Consider the following 21,444-nt stretch of genomic DNA (forward strand, 5'->3'; position numbering starts at 1 on the left):
TTGATGAAGGGGAAAATTTCGTTACTAAAAAAGGCATCAATCTTAATATAAATCATAGTGTTTTTAAATCACTTTTTTTAATATTTACATACTTTTAGAATATTAATCAATTTTATTTCACTTTTGATAGTAACAAAATGTGATGAAATGATACTTACACTTAAACCAATTCATCTTGAAAAAATATTACGTAAAACACTTTTTGATTGTATTTCTGTTTTTTGGGGTCACAAAAAAACTATTTGCTCAATGTAACACTACACAGACAATAACTGTTTGTGATATGGAAACCATTGACTTTGATAATGATGGTAACCCCGATGGAATAATTAATTTATATAATGAAACAGGTATTGTTCCCGAATCTGGTGATTCTTGGGAATCAACTGGAATAGAAGAAGGGGAAGAGGGCATAGAGTCTTCTGGTATTTTAAGATTGTGGCAATTAAGAGATGCCTCTGGGGATTATTTTTTTGATCTTATAAACCCCAATTGTCCAAGTGGGTATAGAGTTAGAGTTAATCTAAAGCTTGGGCCTTACGCTGGGATTGCTGCTACTACGGGATTCTTTCCAGTATGTGATAATGATGATATTTGCCAACCTGGTATCGAAGTTGATATCAATCTATTTGATACCCTGGAATCTAGAGAAGGTTTTGCACTTCCTCATTTAAATGGTGAGTGGACCTACACAGGTCCTCAACCAGCAAATCCTTATATATTACAAGGTGCAAATTTTGCCACTACTATAGACGATAACGGAGGTTTTCCTGTAGATAGTGAAGATTTTAGTTTTAGATATACTGTTTTAAATGTAGATACTTGTGTAACGGATTTTGTTGATGTCCAAATAACAGTAGTAAGACCGGTGACAGCTGGTTACGGATCATCATTTACGATTTGTGAAAGTGATATTGATTTGTGGGATGAGAATATTAATCTTTTTGAAGATAGATTTTTAACAAGAGAAGATACAGGAGGAAGTTGGGAAGATGATGATAATACTGGTCAAATTACAAGTGCCACAGATTCAACAATTAATTTAAAAGAGGTTTACGACGTTTTTAGAGCTTCTCCAGACTATGTTCCTGGTTTTAGTTGTGTGAATTTTAGTTATACCTATAAAATCAACAGTAGATCTCCTATTTGTCCAAATGACGAAGAAACGGTTACCTTCGTGATTTATGAAGAATTAAGGCCATTTGCTCCTGAGAATTCAGTGGAAGAAATTTGTCCTAATTCTTCTCCAGATCAAATTAATCTTTTTGATCTACTTGAATTTGAACCTGGATATGAATATATGGATGGTTCAATTGCTGATGATTTTGCCTTTTGGACCTTTGTTGGAGGAGTGCCTTCAAATGGAGACCTGAATTTAGAAAATAATCTAAATGATCTACCTGAAGATGAGCAACATCTTGGACCAATTAATATTGCTAATGCAAATCCAGGAACTTATAGATTTCGATATGATGTGATTCCCAGACAGAGCTGCGACGTTACATTTTTATTTTCGGATGACGTATGTAATCCTATTAGCATAGATAGTAATCCTTGCGCTTCGATTTCTACTATTGTCACGATTGAGATTTTGCCTTATGATTACGCAGGACAGGATACAGTAGGTCTAAATATTTGTCAAAGTTCTAATGATCAATTTAGTTTACGCAGTTTACTCAACTCAGATGGAAGAGAAATAGCAGAAGGAGTTTGGACAGATGATATGAATGTTATAGTCGATGATATTTTTATAGTTCCTGTAGATATAGTGGATCCTATTTCTTATGCATTTACACATACGACAATGAATCCTTCAGGATGTGTAGATGAAGCTACACTTGAATTTACAATATATAAAGAAGCTGATGCAGGTGCTGGAAGTGGAACTGCTGTTACCGTATGTTCAGATAATTTGACCGTTACTCTTTTTAATCTATTGGAAGGAAATCCTGATCCAACAGGAATATGGACAGGTCCTTTCGGATATACCTCACCAGATCATTTAGGAGTTTTTGATGCTACAGATCTTACGTTACCAATCTTGGGTCCTGGAAATTATGTTTACACCGTAGGTGGTAATGCTGGATGTACTGGTCAAGATCAAGCTACAGTAACTATAGAAATAGTAGAGCCTGTAGAAATAGGAAATGATCGTAGTGCTTCTTTTTGTGAAATAGACGGTCGTGTGAATCTATTTACACTGCTAGACAATGATACTCCTAGAATTGGAAGTTTTGAGGATATTGAAAATACCGGTGCGCTAACTCCCGAAGGTGTGGTGGAATTTGATCTACTTCCTAATCCAGATAATGAGGTTAATATGATATACAATTTTAGATATGTTATTCCTAATTCTGCTCCTTGTGATCAATCTTCATTAAATGTGGAAGTACAAATAATTGATTTACCAGAACCAAATGTACCTGATCAAGAGTTTTGTATTCTGGATGCTAAAAGGCTAGATGATATAGAGGTCGATGTACTCAATTATAATTGGTATGCTAGTCTAGAAAGTGATATGCCAATTATTGATAACCCTTTACTCTTCGATAATCAGGTTTTTTATATAGCTACGGTTGATGCTGATAATTGTGAATCAGAACGAGTAATGGTACAAATAAATATCCTAAATATGGGAGAACGGTTTTCTAATGGAGAATTATGTGCGTTGGATTTTCAGGATGGAGTATCTCCAGATGGAAATAACCAAAATGACACTTTTGATCTGTTTATAGAGGATCAATTTAATATTCCAATTGCATTTCCAGATTTTGATTTAAAAATATACAACAGATACGGAGCTTTAGTATATGAAGGGAATAGAGATACAGAAGAATTTAGAGGAGAAAGTAACGTTTCTTTGCGATTAGGAGATGATCTTCCTTCTGGAACCTATTTCTATATTTTTACTCCCAATTTTGAAAATAATTTTCCAATTCAAGGAAGTTTTTACCTAAGCAGATAAATAGTTCATGAGATCACGATTAATTTTAAGTATAGCACTTGTTTTCTGCTCGGTGATGTATGCACAGCAGGATCCACAATATTCCCAGTATATGTATAACATGAGTACGGTAAATCCAGCTTATGTAACGAATCAAAGAGGGCTTATTTCTACCGGTCTTTTATATAGAAAACAGTGGACTGGAATAGAAGGTTCACCCGAAACAGCAAATGTTTTTGGTAATATCCCGTTAAACGAAAAGATAGAGTTGAGCGTAAACTATGTAAATGATAGAATTGGAGAAGCGATTCGTACCAATAATAATTATTTTAATGTTGATTTTGCATATATCACTCGTATTTCTGATAAATTTAAGTTATCATATGGTTTAAAAGCTGGTATTACAAGTTTTCAGTTTAATGCCATAGGATCTGATGTGTCCGATGATCCTGCATTTTCCGATAACAACTCTTCTTTGCAACTTAATCTGGGAGCAGGCCTATTCTTGTTTTCTAATAACTTTTATGCCGGAATTTCATCGCCAAATTTACTACCTAATGACGTTGATATAGATGGAGTAGGTGTATCTAGATCAAAAACCCATTTATATGGGGTTACTGGTTTTGTTTTTGATTTGGTTGATGAGGTAAAACTGAAACCGTCTTTAGTAATCAAACAGGTTTTGGATTCACCATTAACCTTTGATATTTCTTTAAATTCCTTAATCTATAATAAATTCGAACTAGGAGTTTCTTACCGCTATGAAGATGCTTTTATTGCGCTGGCGGGATTTAATATTACCAGAAATTTAAAAGTGGGATATGCATATGATTTTAGTACTAGTGAATTAAGTGGGTATAATAACGGAAGTCATGAAATTATTCTTCTTTATAATTTCGATTTACTCAATCTTAGCAATAAATATACATCTCCAAGATTTTATTAAAATATGAAAACTAAGTTACTATTTGTATTCGTCCTATTGATCGGACAAACTATTTTTTCCCAAAGAAAGAGTAGAGCAGATCGTTTTTTTGAAACAGGAGACTATATCAATGCAGCGCTGCAATATGAGGAAGAACTCAATAGAGAAGGGTATAGAAAAGATATATTAGAAAAGATATCTACCTCATATTATAATACTTTTCAGTTTCAAAAGGCATATCGGTATCTTAAAATCTTGACTTCTGGAAAGTTTTATGCAAAAGATAAGAGTTACGATAATTCGTATAATTTTAAAATGTATCAAGTACTTTCTGCTTTAGGAAAATATGAAAAAGCAGTTGAGTTTCTGGCTTTGTATAAGAAAAACAAATCAGAAGAATTACATAGAGAAAGTGCCATAGCTGTTATTGAGGCCTTTAAACTAAAAGATGACGACTATACCATTAGTCCTCTAAAAATTAATTCCAATGCATCAGAGTTTGCTGCAGTTAAGGTAGATAGTGCCATTTATTTCAGCTCTGATAGGAATTCTAATGGTTTTATGGATAAAAGCTATAAATGGACTCATCGTCCGTTTTTAGATATTTATAAGGTTCAGGTGAATGAGAAAAATATACCAACAACTGATATAGAAAAAATTTCGGGAGAGATTAACTCTAAATTGCATGAAGGTAATTTTTGTTTTACCAAAGACGGCAACACCATTTACTTTTCTAAAAGTAATTCTGAAAAAGGCAAAAAGAAATACGATAGTATAGGAAATAACTCAATATTCTTATATAAATCAACCAAGATAGATGGTATTTGGCAAACTCCAGAAAAGCTTCCTTTTAATAATACAAACTATTCTGTAGAACATCCATCACTTTCCTCAGATGGTAAGATATTATATTTTTCGTCTAACATGCCTGGTGGATATGGTGATTTTGATATCTATAGAGTGCTTGTTAATCAAGATGGTACGTATGATGAGCCTGTAAATCTTGGTGCCACTATCAATACGGATAATAGAGAACAGTTTCCGTTTATATCGAAAGATGGCCATTTGTTTTTTTCTTCTAATGGTCATTTAGGTTTAGGGATGATGGATCTCTTTGTATCAGAAAGAAAAAATAATGTTTTCATAAAACCTGTTAACCTTGGAGCGCCTATTAATTCTAGGTACGATGATTTTTCTCTTACGTATTATAATGAAACAGATGGTTTTTTTGCTTCAAATAGAAAAAATAAAACAGATGATGATATCTATTCCTTTTCTCAGATAGGAGAAATATTTCTTAAGGAATATAAAGCTAGATTCACGGTTAAAGATTTTGCTTCAGATTCCTATATACCCGATGCGGATATATCTGTTTCGAATTTAGAAAATCAATTGCATGAAGGTAAGCTAGACAAACAAGAATTTTTTACCATATCCTTATTTCCTGGTAGATATGATTTCACAGCTACTGCAAAAGGCTACAATAGCAAAACAAAATCAATTATAGTAAAGGAAAAAGAGAATGAAGTTTATGTGATTTATCTGGATAAAGAAATAGTTTCTGTAGCAGAGGAAAATGGTAATGATGAAAATAATACAACTGCTCCTAACAAAGACATAGTTGCCAACAAGGAAAACTTAACAGGAGAAAAATTACGTAACACCTTGTTAAATGATAAGGTAGGCCCTCCAGTGATAGAAAAAAATGGGAAACTATATTTCGATCTTCCGCCTATTTATTTTGATTATGACAAGTGGAATATAAGAGCGGATTCTAAAAAGGTACTAGATGAGTTTGCCTTAAAGTTAGAGAAATATAAAAGTGTTTATATTAAAATTTCTTCACATACAGATAGTAGGGGTACAGATTCATATAATCAGGTACTTTCCGAAAAGAGAGCAGAATCAACACGTAATTATCTTGCCTTAGTTGGTTATGTAAATGCGAGAAGAATGAAGTTTGAAGGTTTTGGAGAGTCTATTCCTTTAATTGATTGTAATGCAAAGAATTGTTCGGAGGAAGATCATCAGATCAACCGAAGAAGTGAATTCGAGATTATTAAATATTAGCATGTTTTGGTAATTCTATTTTTAACTAAAAACTTAGTTGTAAGTTTGTGCTTTAACCACAAAACTCAAACTATGAATAAATTCTATGGAATTCTCCTTCTTTGTATCAGTTGTATTAGCTGTCAAAAAGAAAGCCCTATTGATTATGCTGTTTTCTCTGGACAGATAAAGCATTCAAAAAAAATAGATACTCTTATTGTAGTAGGAGATCATCTAAAAAAAAGTATTCCAATTGCGTCAGATGGTTCTTTTTCTGATACAATCCCAATCGATACCGTTAATTATTTTCATTTCAATTTAGGAAGAAAAACGGTAGAATTATATCTTGAAAAAGGAAATAAGCTGCATTTAAATGCGGATCATGAAAATAAAATGAAAACGTTTTACTATGAAGGAGAAGGAGCCAATGAAAATAACTTTTTGGTCACTAAAAATCGTGTAATTCAATCTTTAAAGGATAGTATTAATTTTTTTCAATATTATAATAAACCAGTACAAGTAAAAGAGCAAAGTCTGGTTCTGAAAAATGCTATCCAAAATATTTTGGATACGACTACTACAATAACTCCAGAGTTTAAAGAAAAGGAACTAAGAAGTAATCAATGGAATTATTTGACTGAGTTATATAAATACGTTCGTTTTGTTCTTAATGATTCATTACCTAAAAATTATTTTGAAGGTTTAGATGTTTCAGATTTATCTGACGCATCTAGGTATGAAACTATTGGTAGTTACAAATCTTTAGTTAAAGAGCACTATAATAGAAAATTAGAGCAAATAAAACGTAATTATTATAGTAAGGAGATTTTTGAAAATGTTGGGTTTAAATCATTTTCAGAGGTTTTAAAGGAGATACCAGATGGACTAATAAAAGATGATTTTATGTATTATCATAGTGGTTTACTTCTTTATCCTGGAGAAACTAATGAGACAATTGAAAATATTTTTCCACTTTTAATGACTTCTTCTAATCCCAATCACAAAAAAATATACCAAAATAAATATGAAAGATTAAAACAATTAGAAAAAGGAAAGCCTTCTCCTTCATTTGAATATGAACACTATAATGGAAAAATGGTTTCGCTATCTGATTTTAAAGGGAACTACATTTATATTGACATTTGGGCCACATGGTGTAAACCATGTATACATCAATTTCCTTATATAGATGAATTTAAAAGTAAGTATAAGAATAAAAAAATTAAGTTTGTCGGAATTTCTATTGATGAACCAAAGAATAAGTCGAAATGGAAAAATTTGATCAAAAAGAAAAACTTAGAGAATTCCATACAATTGTATGCAGGAAATGTTACTAAATCCGATTTTATGAGAGAATATTTTTTAGTAACAGATACTTATTCATATAGCATTCCTCGTTTTATTCTTATTGATCCAGATGGTAAAATAGTAGATCGTAATGCTCCTGCACCTGCAGAAACTGAGAAAATGGAGAAATTATTCGCAACTTTAAATTTATGATGGGCTAGAGCTATAAATCTCAAGCTTATAATTTTCAAAATTTGTTTTTAGATCTTTATCTTAATACTTTGTTTTCTAATAAATTAAATTGTATTTTTGCAGCCCTTTTTGGCGATTAAGAGAATAAAAAAAGGATAAATATAATTTAATTTAACGCTTCTGTATAAGTTTTCGTATTGATTCTCAAACAAATACAGGATACAAATTTTATCTTCAATGTCTGAAGAAACAAAAAACACAGATGTTCAGGAAGTAGAGGCTCCAAAGGCAGCTCCTGCGGCTTCTCCTCAACAAGAAAATCCTGAGCAATTTTTAAAAGATTTTAACTGGCACAATTACGAGGAAGGTATCGACCCAATCGCAGATTCTAAATTAGAAGAGTTTGAAAAGCTAGTTGCAGAAAATTTTGTAGACACCTTAAATGATGAGGTAGTAGAAGGAACAGTAATTAATATTACAGATCGTGATGCTATCATTGATATCAATGCAAAGAGTGAAGGTGTAATTTCATTAAATGAATTTCGTTACAACCCAGATCTTAAAGTAGGTGATAAGGTAGAGGTTTTAATTGATGTACGTGAAGACGCTACAGGTCAGTTAATTTTATCTCACCGTAAAGCTAGAGTAATTAAGGCTTGGGATAGAGTAAATAACGCTCATGATACTGGTGAAATCGTAAATGGATTTGTTAAGTGTAGAACTAAAGGAGGAATGATCGTAGACGTATTCGGAATCGAGGCGTTCTTACCAGGTTCTCAGATTGATGTAAAACCAATCCGTGATTATGATGCATATGTAGGTAAAACAATGGAATTTAAAGTTGTTAAAATCAACCACGAGTTCAAAAACGTTGTAGTATCTCACAAAGCGCTTATCGAAGCAGATATCGAAGAGCAGAAGAAAGAAATTATTGGTCAGTTAGAAAAAGGTCAAGTATTAGAAGGTACTGTTAAGAATGTTACTTCTTACGGTGTATTCGTTGATCTTGGAGGAGTTGACGGACTTATCCACATTACTGATCTTTCTTGGTCTAGAATCAATCATCCAAATGAGATCGTTGAACTTGATCAGAAATTAAATGTTGTAATCTTAGACTTTGACGAGGCTAAGACTCGTATCCAATTAGGTCTTAAGCAATTGAAAGCGCATCCTTGGGAAGCTCTTGATAATGAGTTGAAAGTTGGAGATAAGGTTAAAGGTAAAGTAGTTGTAATCGCTGATTACGGTGCGTTTATCGAAGTTGAAGAAGGAGTAGAAGGATTAATCCACGTTTCTGAAATGTCTTGGTCTACTCACTTAAGATCAGCACAGGATTTCGTAAAAGTTGGTGATGAAGTAGAAGCTGTAATCTTAACTTTAGATAGAGAAGAGCGTAAAATGTCTCTAGGTGTTAAGCAATTAACTCCAGATCCATGGACTGATATTACATCTAAATACCCTGTAGGTTCTAAGCATACTGGTATTGTTCGTAACTTTACGAACTTTGGAGTATTCGTAGAATTAGAAGAAGGTATTGATGGATTAATTTATATCTCTGACCTTTCTTGGACGAAGAAAATCAAGCACCCATCAGATTTCACTAATGTAGGTGATAAGTTGGATGTTATTGTTCTTGAATTAGATGTAGAAGGACGTAAATTAAGTCTTGGACACAAACAAACTGAAGATAATCCTTGGGATAAGTATGAAACAGAGTTCGCAGTGGGAACTAAGCATACACATGCCATTACGGAGATTGTAGACAAAGGAGCTACTATCGAGTTTAATGAGGATATCGTTGCATTCGTACCGTCTCGTCACTTAGAGAAAGAAGATGGTAAGAAGTTAGCTAAAGGTGAAGAAGCAGAATTCCAAATCATTGAATTCAATAAAGAATTCAAAAGAGTGGTAGCTTCTCATACAGCTTTATTTAAAGAAGAAGAAGCTAAGATCGTTAAGCAAGCTGCTAAGAAAGCTGCCGCTAGTAATTCAGAGAAAACCACTCTTGGTGATATCGATGCATTAGCAGATCTTAAAGCTAAAATGGAAAAAGGAGGTAACTAATCTCTTTATTCTTTATAAATTAAAAGACCGCTCCGAAAGAGCGGTCTTTTTTTTACACTGAAAGTAGGTGCTACGTATTCACTGATATCGGTGTAGTAGAAATCTAATAATTTATAGAATTTAGATGTTATAAGATTATAGTAGTAATGAGAGGTTTGTTTTTATTAGTAATAAGTAACTTGTTTATACATTCATTACATTGTCAGCATATGCATACAGAAGAAGAGTTACGGGAATTTAAGAAGATTGTAAGTCAAACCAGGCAGCTGGGGAGAGAAAAAATAGTATACATCGCTTTAACCGATATAACAGATGATCCAGAATCAGTTTTAAAAAATGATAAAGTTACTATTTCTGTATGGTATAATGATTTGACGGTAAAAGTTGATATTCAAGAGCATTCTCCGATTCGTTATTTTCCAATGAATACAAAGTATCATTTAGAAAAAACCATATATGTTTCTATGGATCATGTCTCTGGTTCCAGCGGAAGTATTGTATACAATCAAAAGAAGGAACAATCTGTAGACCATTTTAGTAAAGTTTTTTTATATCAACATACAGAAACTAAAAAAAAGATGGTCTCTAAAGTTTTTCAGCTTAATAATAGAAATGATCCTCAATATTATCTAGATCCTGAAACACAAAGGCATATTACTATTAGAGAACATAAGGATCATTATAGGATACAAATTGGTGATCAATATGCTATTACCTATAAAATTGATAAAGAATCTGGACAAATTTATGATTATGACGATCCATATAAGAATTTTTATCCTACTCCTACAGCGGCACCATTTAAACCTAAACCTTTAGGAGGATCTTGGATAGAAATAAAAGAATGACAGATTTTTATTCCATTTTGACAATAAAATTCTTTTATAAGTAACATTAGTTTTTGAAATACAAGAGCTTATTTTTATCCGAAATCTAAGATTGAATAATCCTAAAATTTGATTACATTTGTATTCCAAATGTCTATTTGGAAATTATGAGTCAAAAATTACTACTTAGTGCAAAAGAGATAGATATTATTCTGCACCGTTTGGCTTGTCAATTGATAGAAAATCATACAGATTTCGACAATACAGTCTTAATAGGAATACAACCGAGAGGTACTTACTTAGCAAAGAGGTTACAGAAAATTCTTGTTGAAGAATATCAACTCCATAATTTGAATTTAGGGTATCTAGATATAACTTTTTATAGAGATGATTTTAGACGAGGAGAAAAACCTTTAGAAGCTAATAAAACAGATATTAATTTTGTAGTTGAAGACAAAAGAGTTGTTTTCATTGATGATGTATTATACACAGGAAGAAGTATAAGAGCTGCATTAACAGCTGTTCAATCATTTGGTAGACCATTAGAAATAGAATTATTAACATTAATCGATAGACGTTTTAGCAGACATTTACCCATACAACCAAATTATAGAGGCAGACAGGTAGATTCGATTAATCAGGAAAAAGTAAAGGTAAACTGGATAGAAAATGAAGGAGAAGATGCAGTTTATCTTGTAAGTAGATAAAAATTAAATTTAAATACAGAATGAGCGAATTAAGTGTAAATCACTTACTAGGAATTAAATATCTTACCAATGAAGATATTAACCTCATTTTTGAAACAGCGGATCATTTTAAAGAGGTCATCAATAGACCTATTAAAAAAGTTCCTTCGCTTAGAGATATAACTATCGCTAATCTTTTTTTTGAAAATAGTACAAGAACTAGATTATCATTTGAACTAGCTGAAAAAAGATTATCTGCAGATGTTATTAATTTTTCTGCGGCATCTTCCTCCGTTAAAAAAGGAGAAACACTCATAGATACAGTTAATAATATTCTGTCTATGAAGGTGGATATGGTAGTGATGAGACATCCTAATCCAGGTGCTGGTGTTTTTCTGTCTAAGCATGTGAATGCAAGTATTGTAAATGCAGGAGATGGAGCTCATGAGCATCCTACTCAAGCATTATTGGATTCCTATTCCATCCGCGAAAAGTTAGGAGAAGTAAAAGGAAAAAAAATTGTTATAGTTGGAGATATTTTACATTCTAGAGTAGCATTGTCTAATATTTTTGCGCTTAAGCTTCAAGGAGCAGAGGTAAAAGTATGTGGTCCTAAAACGTTAATACCAAAACATATAGAAAAACTCGGTGTTACGGTAGAAACGGATCTTATAAAGGCTTTAGAATGGTGTGATGTAGCAAATATGCTACGTGTTCAGAATGAACGAATGGAAATTAGCTATTTCCCTTCCACAAGAGAATATACTCAACAGTTTGGAGTAAATAAGAGGTTGTTGGATAACCTCGACAAGGAGATTGTAATTATGCATCCGGGACCTATCAATCGTGGTGTAGAGATCACGAGTGATGTTGCTGATTCTAAACAAGCCATTATACTAGATCAGGTTCAGAACGGAGTAGCAGTGAGAATGGCGGTTATTTATCTTTTAGCTTCAAAAATAAAACAATAATAGTATGATATTCAATAAAGAAGGTTCTACAACCATTATTACACAAGAAAAAGCAACAGTTGTTGATTTCGTGAAAGCCATTGAGACTAAATACGAATCAATGAAAAATGATAATATTGTTGCCAACTTATTCTCATTAAAAAACCTATCAGTTGATGATATAAATGAGTTTCTTAGGGTCTCAAATAAGCACAAAGCAAATAAACGTTCATTTGTTATAGTAACAGATCAGGTATCTTACGATGAATCGCCAAAAGAGATTACTATTGTTCCAACTTTGATAGAAGCTTTGGACCTAATTGAAATGGAAGAAATCGAGCGTGATCTGGATTTTTAAAAATCTTTGATATTTTTTGTAATCAAAGTTAATTTCTAACGTCTTATTTATCATGAATAAAATAGCCCCATTTATTCTTGTGTTTACTTTGTTGCTTTCGACAACTGTAATTGCACAAGACTGGAAATATGATTTTGAAGAAGCTAAAGCATTAGCAAAAGAAAAAAATCAAAATATTGTTTTACTTTTTACTGGTTCTGATTGGTGTCCACCTTGTATTAAATTAGAGCGAAAAGTTTTTTCGAATACTGATTTTAAAAAGTTTGCCGACGAAAAATTTGTTTGGGTAAAAGCAGATTTTCCAAAACGAAAAAAAAATCGTCTATCAGAAGAACAACAGGAAAAAAACTTTTCTTTGGCAAACCAGTATAATAAAAAAATGGTATTTCCTGTTATTCTTGTTATTGATCAAGAAGGCCAGGTGCTCGGTGCAACAGGATACCGAAAAATGTCCGCGAACAGATATATGGAATTGCTTACTACATTTGATTCTTTTGGGCGTTAATATTGATATATCTATAAGATTAAGTTATCTTCAACTTTTTAAAAATTAAGATATAAAATAAATTGAAAGTTACCATTTTAGGCTGTTATTCGGCTACTCCAAGAACATTTACGAATCCTACATCTCAGGTATTAGAAATTAATAATCACATTTTTCTTATTGATTGTGGAGAAGGCACGCAAGTAGAATTAAGACGGAATAAGATAAAGTTTTCTAGGATTAATCATATTTTTATTTCTCACCTTCATGGAGATCATTTTTATGGATTAGTTGGTTTAGTATCTACCTTTAGAATGTTGAATAGAGAAAACCCTCTTCATATATATGGCCCTGAAGGAATAAAAGAAGCGATTACACTACAACTAAAACTTTCAAATTCTTGGACAGATTATCCCTTGCATTTTCATGAACTAACTAGCGAAGATTCTCAAATTGTATTCGAAGACGATAAAGTGATTGTAAGTACGATACCTTTACAACATCGCATTTATTGTAATGGTTTTTTGTTTCAGGAAAAATTAGGGGATCGAAAATTGCTCATGAGTAAGGTGCTCAATTATGATATTGACAAGGTGTATTATAAATCCATCAAAAAAGGGAAAGATGTAATATTAGATGATGGTCGTATAATTCCAAACTCTGAATTAACAGATGATCCTGCTCCTGCAAAGAGTTATGCATTTTGCAGTGATACAAAATATGATGAAGAAAAAATACCTATAATTCAGGATGTAACTACCTTATATCATGAATCTACATTTTTGGAAAGCCATAAACATTTATGTGATAAAACAGGTCATAGTACGGCAATAGAAGCTGCTACCATCGCTAAAAAAGCAAACGTTAAAAACTTGATTTTAGGACATTATTCTACTAGATATGGCAATATTGAGCTTTTCAAGGAGGAAGCCCAAACCGTTTTTGAAAATGTTGAGATAGGAGATGACGGAAAAGTTTTTAAATATTAAATAAAAATTAGGGTTTTTATAAATGAGTTTGTTTCAGTAATAGATCTGCAGTTTTGTGTGATCGTATGAACAAATCTCAAAAAAATCTAATTTATGAAAACCAATATCATCTTAATTTGTTGCCTATTTTTTTATTCAACCTTTACGATTAAAGCGCAAACAGCTAAATACGTTCCAGGAGAAATTCTTGTTAAGTTAAACGAAGAATACTCTGGTAAAAAGTTTGTTCAGGATTTTAAAAGGTCTAGTAGTCAGTTGAGTAATCCTGTTTTGGTGTCTAAATCATTAAACATTTGGAAGTTTAGTTTTGATGAAAATAAAACACCTATGAAAACTATTTTAAATAATGTTTCAAAAAATAGAAACACTCAAATAGTTCAGGTCAATCATATTATTACTAAAAGAGCTACTACTCCTAATGATGCTGAATTTGATAGGCAATGGCAATATTTTCAAGCAAACGATAAGGATATAGATGCAGAAGAAGCTTGGGATATAACTACTGGTGGAACTACTGCTAATGGACATGAAATTGTAGTAGCAGTCATTGATGATGGAATTCAGTTTGATCATCCAGATATGAAAGATAATATTTGGATGAATACACAGGAAATTGCAGACAATGGTATTGATGATGATGGTAATGGATATATTGATGATGTAAAAGGATGGAATACAGCAACTAATGACGATAATGTTGGAGATTTAGGACATGGAACTCCAGTCAGTGGTATAATTGGTGCAAAAGGGAATAATGGTATTGGAGTAGCTGGTGTGAATTGGGATGTAAAGGTAATGGCTATTGATGGAGGAACAGGAGTAGAAGAAGAGGTGATTAGAGCATACTCTTATGCATTGGATAACAGAAAATTATACAATGAAACTAATGGAGCCAAAGGTGCTTTTGTTGTAGCTACTAATGCATCTTGGGGAGTGGACTTTGGCCAACCAGCAGATGCTCCACTGTGGTGTGAATTATATGATACACTAGGTGAAAATGGGATATTAAATGCCGGCGCAACTATTAATGATGATCAAGATATTGATGTAGTAGGAGATTTGCCAACAGCTTGTCCAAGTGATTTTTTAATAACTGTAACTAATATGAATCAGAATGATGAGAAAGTACAGTTTGCAGGTTATGGTAAAACTACGATCGATTTAGGTGCTCATGGAGAAAACGCGTTTACGATCACTTCTGGAAGTGGTTATGGAGGATTTGGAGGTACTTCTGGTGCAACTCCACACGTAACAGGTGCTATAGCTTTACTATATTCTGCACCAAATACTTCTTTTGCAGAATTAGCTATTTCTGATCCTGAAGAAGCAGCTAGAAGGGTAAGAGGTTATATTTTGGATAATGTAGATCCAAATACTTCAATACAGGATATTACAACGACTGGTGGAAGATTGAATTTATTTAAAAGTTTACAGGCTTTAATGAATGATCAAACGCTTTCTATAGATGAAGTGACTAGTCAGCCTAATGATGGAATTTTCTTGTATCCAAACCCTGCGAGAGATATTATTACATTTGAATTACCTAATAATGTAAAAATAACATCTGCGTCTATTTATACCAATACTGGGCAAATGGTGGAAAAATTAGAAAATAATGTAACATCTATAAACATTTCAAATCTTGCTAATGGATTATATATAGTGCGCTATCAAATAGATGGAATAAATTCTTTATATCACACAACATTGTTAAAAAGGTAACTAATTATTTAGTGTTTATTTATAAATTTCTCATGCATTTTTAAAATCAAATTGTTTTACTTTTACAGTATTAATTATTGCGAATACTGTTAAATGAATAGAGATCTTACAGATTATAGAAAATCATACGATAAGAAAACTTTAGAGGAAGACACACTAGAGAAGTCTCCCTTTGTATTGTTTTCTACTTGGTTTAAAGAAGTTGAAGAGGCTGGAGGAGTAGAAGAAGCTAATGCAATGACCATTACCACCAATGGATTAGACGGTTTTCCGAAAGCAAGAATAGTTTTGTTAAAGCACTATGATGAAAAAGGTTTTGTGTTTTATACAAACTATGAATCCGAAAAAGGAAAAGCTATTGCAGCTAATAATAAGGTTTGTATCTCATTTTTTTGGCCTAATCTGGAAAGACAGGTTATAATTAAAGGAGAAGTTGCTAAAATATCGAATGAGAAAAGCAATGAATATTTTCAATCTAGGCCTCGCGGCAGCCAACTTGGAGCTTGGGCTTCTGCACAAAGCGATGTGATTTCAAATAGAGAAGTTTTGGAAAAAACGCTAGCAGCTTTAGAAGAAAAATATAAAGACACAATCATCCCAAAACCAGACTTTTGGGGTGGTTACTGTATCAAACCATTTTCTTTTGAGTTCTGGCAGGGTAGACCAAATCGTTTACATGATAGAATACGTTTTGAATCTGAGGATAACAATGACGAGTGGAAAATCGAAAGATTATCTCCTTAAAACATAAATAATCAAGAAAAACGGTATTTTGTTGCAGCGTAATTTTGTTAGGGTGTTAGTCCATAATAACAAAATTCGATCTTCTGTTTTTACGATACTCTTCTTCTTCACAATCTTGTCCATCAAGACAGTCGTTTACAGGTCTTGTCTCACCAAAACCTTGATAAGAAAGTATTCTGTTTTTGGAAATTTCCTGATCAACTAGGTATTTATAAATGGATTCTGCTCTTTTCTGAGATAAATCTAAGTTATAATCGTGATTTCCTCTACTATCAGAATGAGTTTCAATTTTAATGATCATACTGGGATAATCCTCTTTCATTAATTTTACCACCTTATTTAGCTCTACTTCTGCCTTTTCTGTAATATCCCATTTGTCAAACTCGAAATAAATTTCATTTAGTTTAATAAGATCATTAATTGTTTTATCAAGCTTCATATCCGAAGTCAATTCAGATGAAGGATCTTGATTAGAGTTTACGATATCGTTATCATTTAGACCCGTACTTTCGGTATTTTCAGATTTGTTTGCAGTATTAACTTCTACAATATTTTTCTCTAGATTCTTCGTTCTTGCAGCAAAATTAGCGTTAAAGTTAGGACAATTTAGTCCGCTCATATCCACTGCTAGTTTTATTTGGTAATAGTCAGGAAGATTACATTTATTAATGTGGTTATATCCTTTAGTATATTTTTTAGTTTCATTAAGAGACCCATTGAACTCAGCTATTACTGGTTGATCTTGCACAAGAACTTCTCCAGTTTCATTCAAAAGCTCACAAGTACTATTTACCTGTATTGCATATCTGATTTCAAAAGGTTCGCTATCCATTTTTACCATTTTATTAGGTACAGAAAAGCTTAGTGTCCGTGTAGGCTCATCATAAGAAACTTTAATTCTTTTAGAAGGAAGAACTACAGATTCTTTAGAAAAGACAACGTGCTCAGGAAGAATATCCTTTATAATCGTGTTCTTAGCGTCATCGTTTCCATCGTTATGAATAGTTAAACTATAAACAATTTCTTGATCAGGTGCAATTACATCATTAGGAAATACAAAACTACCATCCGTATATCTAGATCTTTTAACGATCTGAATAGCAGGTTCGTAGATTTCTACGCTAAAAGCAACTGCCATAACGGAATACCCATCATTATCAGTAAGTAATCTGAAACTCGATTTAGTTTGATTATTACCAATAATACTGTTTCTTGGATTTTTAATTTCAAAAAGGTCAGCATCATATCCTAGAGTATTTTGACTAGCAGGAACTCTGGATGTAATATTTCGACCATTCTCAGTAATATTAGCATTAAAGAAATTGTTCATAGGATTGGTATTATCCGTAATTCCTTTATACTTATTAGTTTCATTAGATAAAACCTGAAAACGATCACCTCTGATGCCTTTATCACCTTCATAAGAGATAACTCCTATCTTACCATGAACAGCTCCTTCTGGAATAGTTTGGAAATTATCGAATGAAAATTCTACTGGTTTTGCTTTAGAATCAATATTTACAAAACCATCATATACGTAAAAACGTTTTCTCGGCTTGGAGTTATCTTCGTAAATAACAACCATAGTCCAACCACCAGCAAGGCCATTACCTAAGGTCTCATCATCATTTACTTCTGATGTAGTCGCAGGAATATTAGCAACAGTATAAGTACCCATTGGATCTTGTAAACTTGTTACTTGATCAGTTATATCCTTGTAGCAAGAGTATTGTTTAAATAATGACTTGTCATCATTATAATAATCATGAATGATTTGAGCCCCAGTCAAATTAGTATATTCATTGCTTCCAGGGTATTTTATTTTAATGGAAGTAATATCATGTGCTCTTTCTTTATCAGCGTAAGATGCAGTCCAATATAAACCTACGTGTTTAATAGAAGCACAGCCAGAAGGAATATCTAGATCAGCACTACTAGAATTAAAGGTAGTATCGTCATTATCAATATCAATAAATCCCATTCTGAACTGATTGTTCAGACCACCATTATTATAGCTCTTATTTGGGTTGAAAGGATCCGTTCCGTCATCATTACTAACTTTACCAAGTATGGTGTTGGATACGAATTTGAAATCTCCTTTAATAGTAAATTCCGTTCTTTTTTCTAAAGGAACTTCTACCTGCCCAAAAATTGTTGAACAGTTTAATATTACAAAAGCAGCAAAAGCGCATTGTAATTTTAAGTCTAGTATTTTTGAAAGTCCAATTTTTTCCACTTTTCCTTTTTTAATCCCTGTTATATTTAACTTAAAACTTGATACTAAATTGTGTTTAATTACTAAGGGTAAACATCTTCATTATAAGGGGAAACCGTAGGTAAAGTTAAATTTTAACAACTTATTATGTAAGTAAAAACTGATCTTTTCGATATAAAATGTGGTTTTATCGATTAAATGCAGCTTATTAGTCTGCTCATTTTCATTGTTTTAAGGGAGTTTTTCGCAAATAGATCATTTTAGAGTAGCAGAATAAATCGAGTTTTTCCTATAATTTGTTTACCACTTTTTTTAACAAAAAATATTTTTATGATAATATATGTAGAATTGTAAATGCTTATTCTTAAACTTGCGTATATGTAAATTTAGGCGGATATAATTTTTTGATTCAATCATGAAAACGTTATACATTATTAGACATGCAAAATCTTCTTGGGAATTTGATTTGGAAGATCATAAAAGACCATTGAATAAAAGAGGTTTAAAAGATGCTGAATCAATAGGTAAACAGCTCAAAAGCATTATAAAACCTATTGACAGGGTAATTAGCAGTGATGCCGTAAGAGCAAGAACAACAGCCGAGATTATTCTTGGCCACCTAGATATTGATGAGGATATTTTTAATTTAGAACCCAAGCTTTATGACTTTAATGGCCATCAGGTTATAGAAGTGATAAAAAATTGTGAGAACCACATTGATACATTGGTAATTTTTGGTCATAATCATGCCTTTACTTCAATTGCTAATCTTTATGGAGATCAAATGATAGATAATTTGCCGACTGCAGGTGTGGTGGGTATTCAATTTGATATCGATAATTGGGCGGATATTAGCGTAGGAAAAAACATACTAACCTTATTTCCCAAAGATTTACGATAAATGGAGGAAAATCAAGTAAATAGATATATAAATAGAGAATTAAGCTGGTTACAATTTAATGCAAGAGTATTACAGGAAGCATCGGATGATAGTGTTCCATTGTTAGAAAGACTTCGTTTTATCGGAATATTCTCAAATAACTTGGATGAATTCTTCAAAGTAAGATATGCTGCTATCAAAAGAATTGATCTCTCTGGTACTGATGGTAAAAATGTATTAAAAGGAATGACTGCCAGTGAACTTTTAGAACAAATAACTAAAATAGTAATTAAGCAGCAGTCAGAAAGTTTAAAAACGATTAATACGATTAGTGAAAGATTAAAAGATCATAACATCTTTATCATAAATGAAAATCAAGTTACTCCAGAGCAAGATAATTTTATACGTAGGTATTTTGTAGACAAGGTAAGTCCTGCTTTAGTAACTTATATTTTAAATGATTTAGATAAGTTTCCTCATCTTAAGGATAGTGTGGCTTACTTAGCAGTAAAATTGGTTTTGAAGGATACAGTGCCGAAAGAAGGTACCATATCTAAAATCTTACAACAAAAAACCAAAGAGAAAATCTATGCACTTATAGAGATTCCTAAAAATATGGACCGTTTCGTAGTGCTTCCAGAAAAAGATGGTAAAAAATATATCATAATTCTGGATGATTTGATACGGTATTGTATGCAAATTAACTTTAGTATTTTTAATTATATCAGTGCTTCTGCTCATATGATTAAAATTACAAGAGACGCGCAGTTAGATTTTGATAATGATTTTAGTAAGAGTTTTATTGAGAAAATTTCGAGTAGTGTAAAATCGAGAAGAGATGGAGAACCTGTAAGATTTGTATACGATAAAACAATAGATAAGGATACACTCAACTTCTTAATGGAAAAGATGGGTGTGGATAATACCGATAGCATTATACCTGGCGGTAGATATCATAACCGTCGGGATTATATGAATTTTCCAGATTTAGGAAAGAAAAGTCTTGTCTATCAGAAATTGGTACCACTTACAATTCCTGGACTAAGTCTACAGGGAAGCTTACTCGATAAAATTGCAAAAAAGGACTTTTTACAGTATACACCGTATCATACTTTTTCATATACCGTAAAGTTTTTGCGCGAAGCCGCAATTGATCCAAAGGTAAAGACTATTAAAATCACGATTTATAGATTGGCAAGGATTTCTCATATTGCCAGTTCTCTCATCAATGCAGCAAAAAATGGTAAAAATGTAACGGTACAAATAGAATTGCAAGCACGATTTGATGAGCAAGCTAATATTAGATATGCAGAACAAATGCAGCGAGAAGGTGTTAATCTAATTTTTGGAGTTTCTGGTCTAAAAGTACATTGTAAAGCATGTGTAATAGAAAGAGAAGAAGAAGGAAAGTTAAAAAGATATGGCTTTATAAGTACTGGTAACTTTAATGAGTCCACAGCAAAAATATATACAGATTATACCTTATTTACTACCAATGAGGCAATCCTGAAAGAAACCAATAAGGTATTTAAGTTCTTTGATATTAATTATAAGGTAAGTAGATATAAACATTTATTAGTGTCTCCGCACTATACACGAAGTGCTTTAACGAAATTAATCGATAATGAGATTAAGAACAGTAAAGCAGGTAAACCTTCAGGAATTAGATTGAAATTGAATAGTCTTAGCGATTATAGAATGATCGATAAACTTTATGAAGCGAGTAGAGCTGGTGTAAAAATCAATTTGATTGTAAGAGGTATTTGTTGCTTGATACCTGGAATCGAAGGAATGAGCGAAAATATCGAAGCTATCAGTGTTGTGGATAAATTCCTAGAACATCCTAGACTATTGATTTTTGAAAATGGAGGAGATTCTAAGGTATATATTTCTTCTGCAGATTGGATGAGAAGAAACTTAGACAGAAGGGTCGAAATAAGTTGTCCTATTTATGATAAAGATATCAAAGAAGAATTAATTGATACCTTTGATATCTGTTGGAGTGATAATGTAAAAGGGAGAAAGCTTTCAGAAAATCAAGATAATAGGTATATTCGAAATGATAAAGAAAAGGTAAGATCCCAAATTGCCACTTATGACTATTATTTAAAAAAATTAGGAAATTAAA

16 protein-coding genes are annotated in these 21,444 nt (G+C 32.2%); 15 read left to right on the plus strand and 1 reads right to left on the minus strand.

Going from position 1 to position 21,444, the window contains the following annotated elements; genetic code table 11:
* Window positions 1-175 precede the first annotated feature (175 nt).
* The 13 genes from Q1A73_RS01815 to pdxH all read left to right on the plus strand — a co-directional run bounded on the left by Q1A73_RS01815 (window position 176) and on the right by pdxH (window position 16,221).
* Entirely contained in the window at window positions 176-2,965 is a 2,790-nt protein-coding gene (locus Q1A73_RS01815; protein WP_299600881.1) for a gliding motility-associated C-terminal domain-containing protein, read from the plus strand.
* Between the two features lie 7 nt (window positions 2,966-2,972).
* Complete coding sequence (locus Q1A73_RS01820) at window positions 2,973-3,890, plus strand: type IX secretion system membrane protein PorP/SprF (RefSeq protein WP_299600884.1); 918 nt, start codon at window positions 2,973-2,975, stop codon at window positions 3,888-3,890.
* A 3-nt stretch (window positions 3,891-3,893) separates the two neighbouring features.
* Window positions 3,894-5,939 (plus strand): OmpA family protein, encoded by a 2,046-nt coding sequence (locus tag Q1A73_RS01825; protein WP_299600886.1) that lies wholly within the window; start codon window positions 3,894-3,896, stop codon window positions 5,937-5,939.
* A gap of 72 nt (window positions 5,940-6,011) precedes the next feature.
* Entirely contained in the window at window positions 6,012-7,418 is a 1,407-nt protein-coding gene (locus Q1A73_RS01830) for a TlpA disulfide reductase family protein (RefSeq protein ID WP_299600888.1), read from the plus strand.
* A 216-nt stretch (window positions 7,419-7,634) separates the two neighbouring features.
* Complete coding sequence (gene rpsA, locus Q1A73_RS01835; RefSeq protein ID WP_299600890.1) at window positions 7,635-9,461, plus strand: 30S ribosomal protein S1; 1,827 nt, start codon at window positions 7,635-7,637, stop codon at window positions 9,459-9,461.
* Window positions 9,462-9,670: 209 nt separating this feature from the next.
* Window positions 9,671-10,309 (plus strand): hypothetical protein, encoded by a 639-nt coding sequence (locus Q1A73_RS01840; protein ID WP_299600892.1) that lies wholly within the window; start codon window positions 9,671-9,673, stop codon window positions 10,307-10,309.
* A gap of 146 nt (window positions 10,310-10,455) precedes the next feature.
* Complete coding sequence (gene pyrR / locus Q1A73_RS01845) at window positions 10,456-10,995, plus strand: bifunctional pyr operon transcriptional regulator/uracil phosphoribosyltransferase PyrR (RefSeq protein ID WP_299600894.1); 540 nt, start codon at window positions 10,456-10,458, stop codon at window positions 10,993-10,995.
* A 20-nt stretch (window positions 10,996-11,015) separates the two neighbouring features.
* Window positions 11,016-11,945, plus strand: coding sequence for an aspartate carbamoyltransferase catalytic subunit (locus Q1A73_RS01850; protein WP_299600896.1), 930 nt, complete (start codon window positions 11,016-11,018; stop codon window positions 11,943-11,945).
* Between the two features lie 4 nt (window positions 11,946-11,949).
* On the plus strand, window positions 11,950-12,282 hold the full coding sequence (locus Q1A73_RS01855; RefSeq protein WP_299600899.1) for a ribonuclease Z: 333 nt from the start codon (window positions 11,950-11,952) through the stop codon (window positions 12,280-12,282).
* A gap of 52 nt (window positions 12,283-12,334) precedes the next feature.
* Window positions 12,335-12,787: a thioredoxin family protein gene (locus tag Q1A73_RS01860; protein WP_299600902.1), complete on the plus strand. Its 453-nt coding sequence runs from the start codon at window positions 12,335-12,337 to the stop codon at window positions 12,785-12,787.
* Window positions 12,788-12,849: 62 nt separating this feature from the next.
* Window positions 12,850-13,755, plus strand: a complete 906-nt coding sequence (locus Q1A73_RS01865) for a ribonuclease Z (protein WP_299600905.1) — start codon at window positions 12,850-12,852, stop codon at window positions 13,753-13,755.
* 93 nt (window positions 13,756-13,848) lie between these two features.
* Window positions 13,849-15,477: a S8/S53 family peptidase gene (locus Q1A73_RS01870; RefSeq protein ID WP_299600908.1), complete on the plus strand. Its 1,629-nt coding sequence runs from the start codon at window positions 13,849-13,851 to the stop codon at window positions 15,475-15,477.
* A gap of 93 nt (window positions 15,478-15,570) precedes the next feature.
* Complete coding sequence (pdxH, locus tag Q1A73_RS01875; RefSeq protein WP_299600911.1) at window positions 15,571-16,221, plus strand: pyridoxamine 5'-phosphate oxidase; 651 nt, start codon at window positions 15,571-15,573, stop codon at window positions 16,219-16,221.
* Between the two features lie 55 nt (window positions 16,222-16,276).
* Here pdxH and Q1A73_RS01880 read toward each other — a convergent pair whose 3' ends face one another.
* Entirely contained in the window at window positions 16,277-18,457 is a 2,181-nt protein-coding gene (locus tag Q1A73_RS01880; RefSeq protein WP_299600913.1) for an OmpA family protein, read from the minus strand.
* Between the two features lie 394 nt (window positions 18,458-18,851).
* On the opposite strand from Q1A73_RS01880, the gene Q1A73_RS01885 reads away from it, so the two are divergent.
* Both Q1A73_RS01885 and ppk1 read left to right on the plus strand, forming a co-directional pair.
* The gene (locus Q1A73_RS01885) at window positions 18,852-19,337 is read left to right on the plus strand and encodes a histidine phosphatase family protein (RefSeq protein WP_299600916.1); all 486 of its coding nucleotides are present in this window, start codon (window positions 18,852-18,854) and stop codon (window positions 19,335-19,337) included.
* The gene (ppk1, locus tag Q1A73_RS01890; RefSeq protein ID WP_299600918.1) at window positions 19,338-21,443 is read left to right on the plus strand and encodes a polyphosphate kinase 1; all 2,106 of its coding nucleotides are present in this window, start codon (window positions 19,338-19,340) and stop codon (window positions 21,441-21,443) included.
* Window position 21,444 lies beyond the last annotated feature (1 nt).

Source organism: uncultured Aquimarina sp., assembly GCF_947492115.1.
In the GTDB taxonomy this organism is placed as follows: Bacteria; Bacteroidota; Bacteroidia; order Flavobacteriales; family Flavobacteriaceae; genus Aquimarina.

Excerpts from the sequence above, each read along its gene's own strand:
- Q1A73_RS01820 (WP_299600884.1), top strand. The coding sequence starts at position 2,973 with ATGAGATCACGATTAATTTTAAGTATAGCACTTGTTTTCTGCTCGGTG.
- Q1A73_RS01825 (WP_299600886.1), top strand. The coding sequence starts at position 3,894 with ATGAAAACTAAGTTACTATTTGTATTCGTCCTATTGATCGGACAAACT.
- Q1A73_RS01830 (WP_299600888.1), top strand. The coding sequence starts at position 6,012 with ATGAATAAATTCTATGGAATTCTCCTTCTTTGTATCAGTTGTATTAGC.
- rpsA (WP_299600890.1), top strand. The coding sequence starts at position 7,635 with ATGTCTGAAGAAACAAAAAACACAGATGTTCAGGAAGTAGAGGCTCCA.
- Q1A73_RS01840 (WP_299600892.1), top strand. The coding sequence starts at position 9,671 with ATGCATACAGAAGAAGAGTTACGGGAATTTAAGAAGATTGTAAGTCAA.
- pyrR (WP_299600894.1), top strand. The coding sequence starts at position 10,456 with ATGAGTCAAAAATTACTACTTAGTGCAAAAGAGATAGATATTATTCTG.
- Q1A73_RS01850 (WP_299600896.1), top strand. The coding sequence starts at position 11,016 with ATGAGCGAATTAAGTGTAAATCACTTACTAGGAATTAAATATCTTACC.
- Q1A73_RS01855 (WP_299600899.1), top strand. The coding sequence starts at position 11,950 with ATGATATTCAATAAAGAAGGTTCTACAACCATTATTACACAAGAAAAA.
- Q1A73_RS01860 (WP_299600902.1), top strand. The coding sequence starts at position 12,335 with ATGAATAAAATAGCCCCATTTATTCTTGTGTTTACTTTGTTGCTTTCG.
- Q1A73_RS01870 (WP_299600908.1), top strand. The coding sequence starts at position 13,849 with ATGAAAACCAATATCATCTTAATTTGTTGCCTATTTTTTTATTCAACC.
- pdxH (WP_299600911.1), top strand. The coding sequence starts at position 15,571 with ATGAATAGAGATCTTACAGATTATAGAAAATCATACGATAAGAAAACT.
- Q1A73_RS01885 (WP_299600916.1), top strand. The coding sequence starts at position 18,852 with ATGAAAACGTTATACATTATTAGACATGCAAAATCTTCTTGGGAATTT.
- ppk1 (WP_299600918.1), top strand. The coding sequence starts at position 19,338 with ATGGAGGAAAATCAAGTAAATAGATATATAAATAGAGAATTAAGCTGG.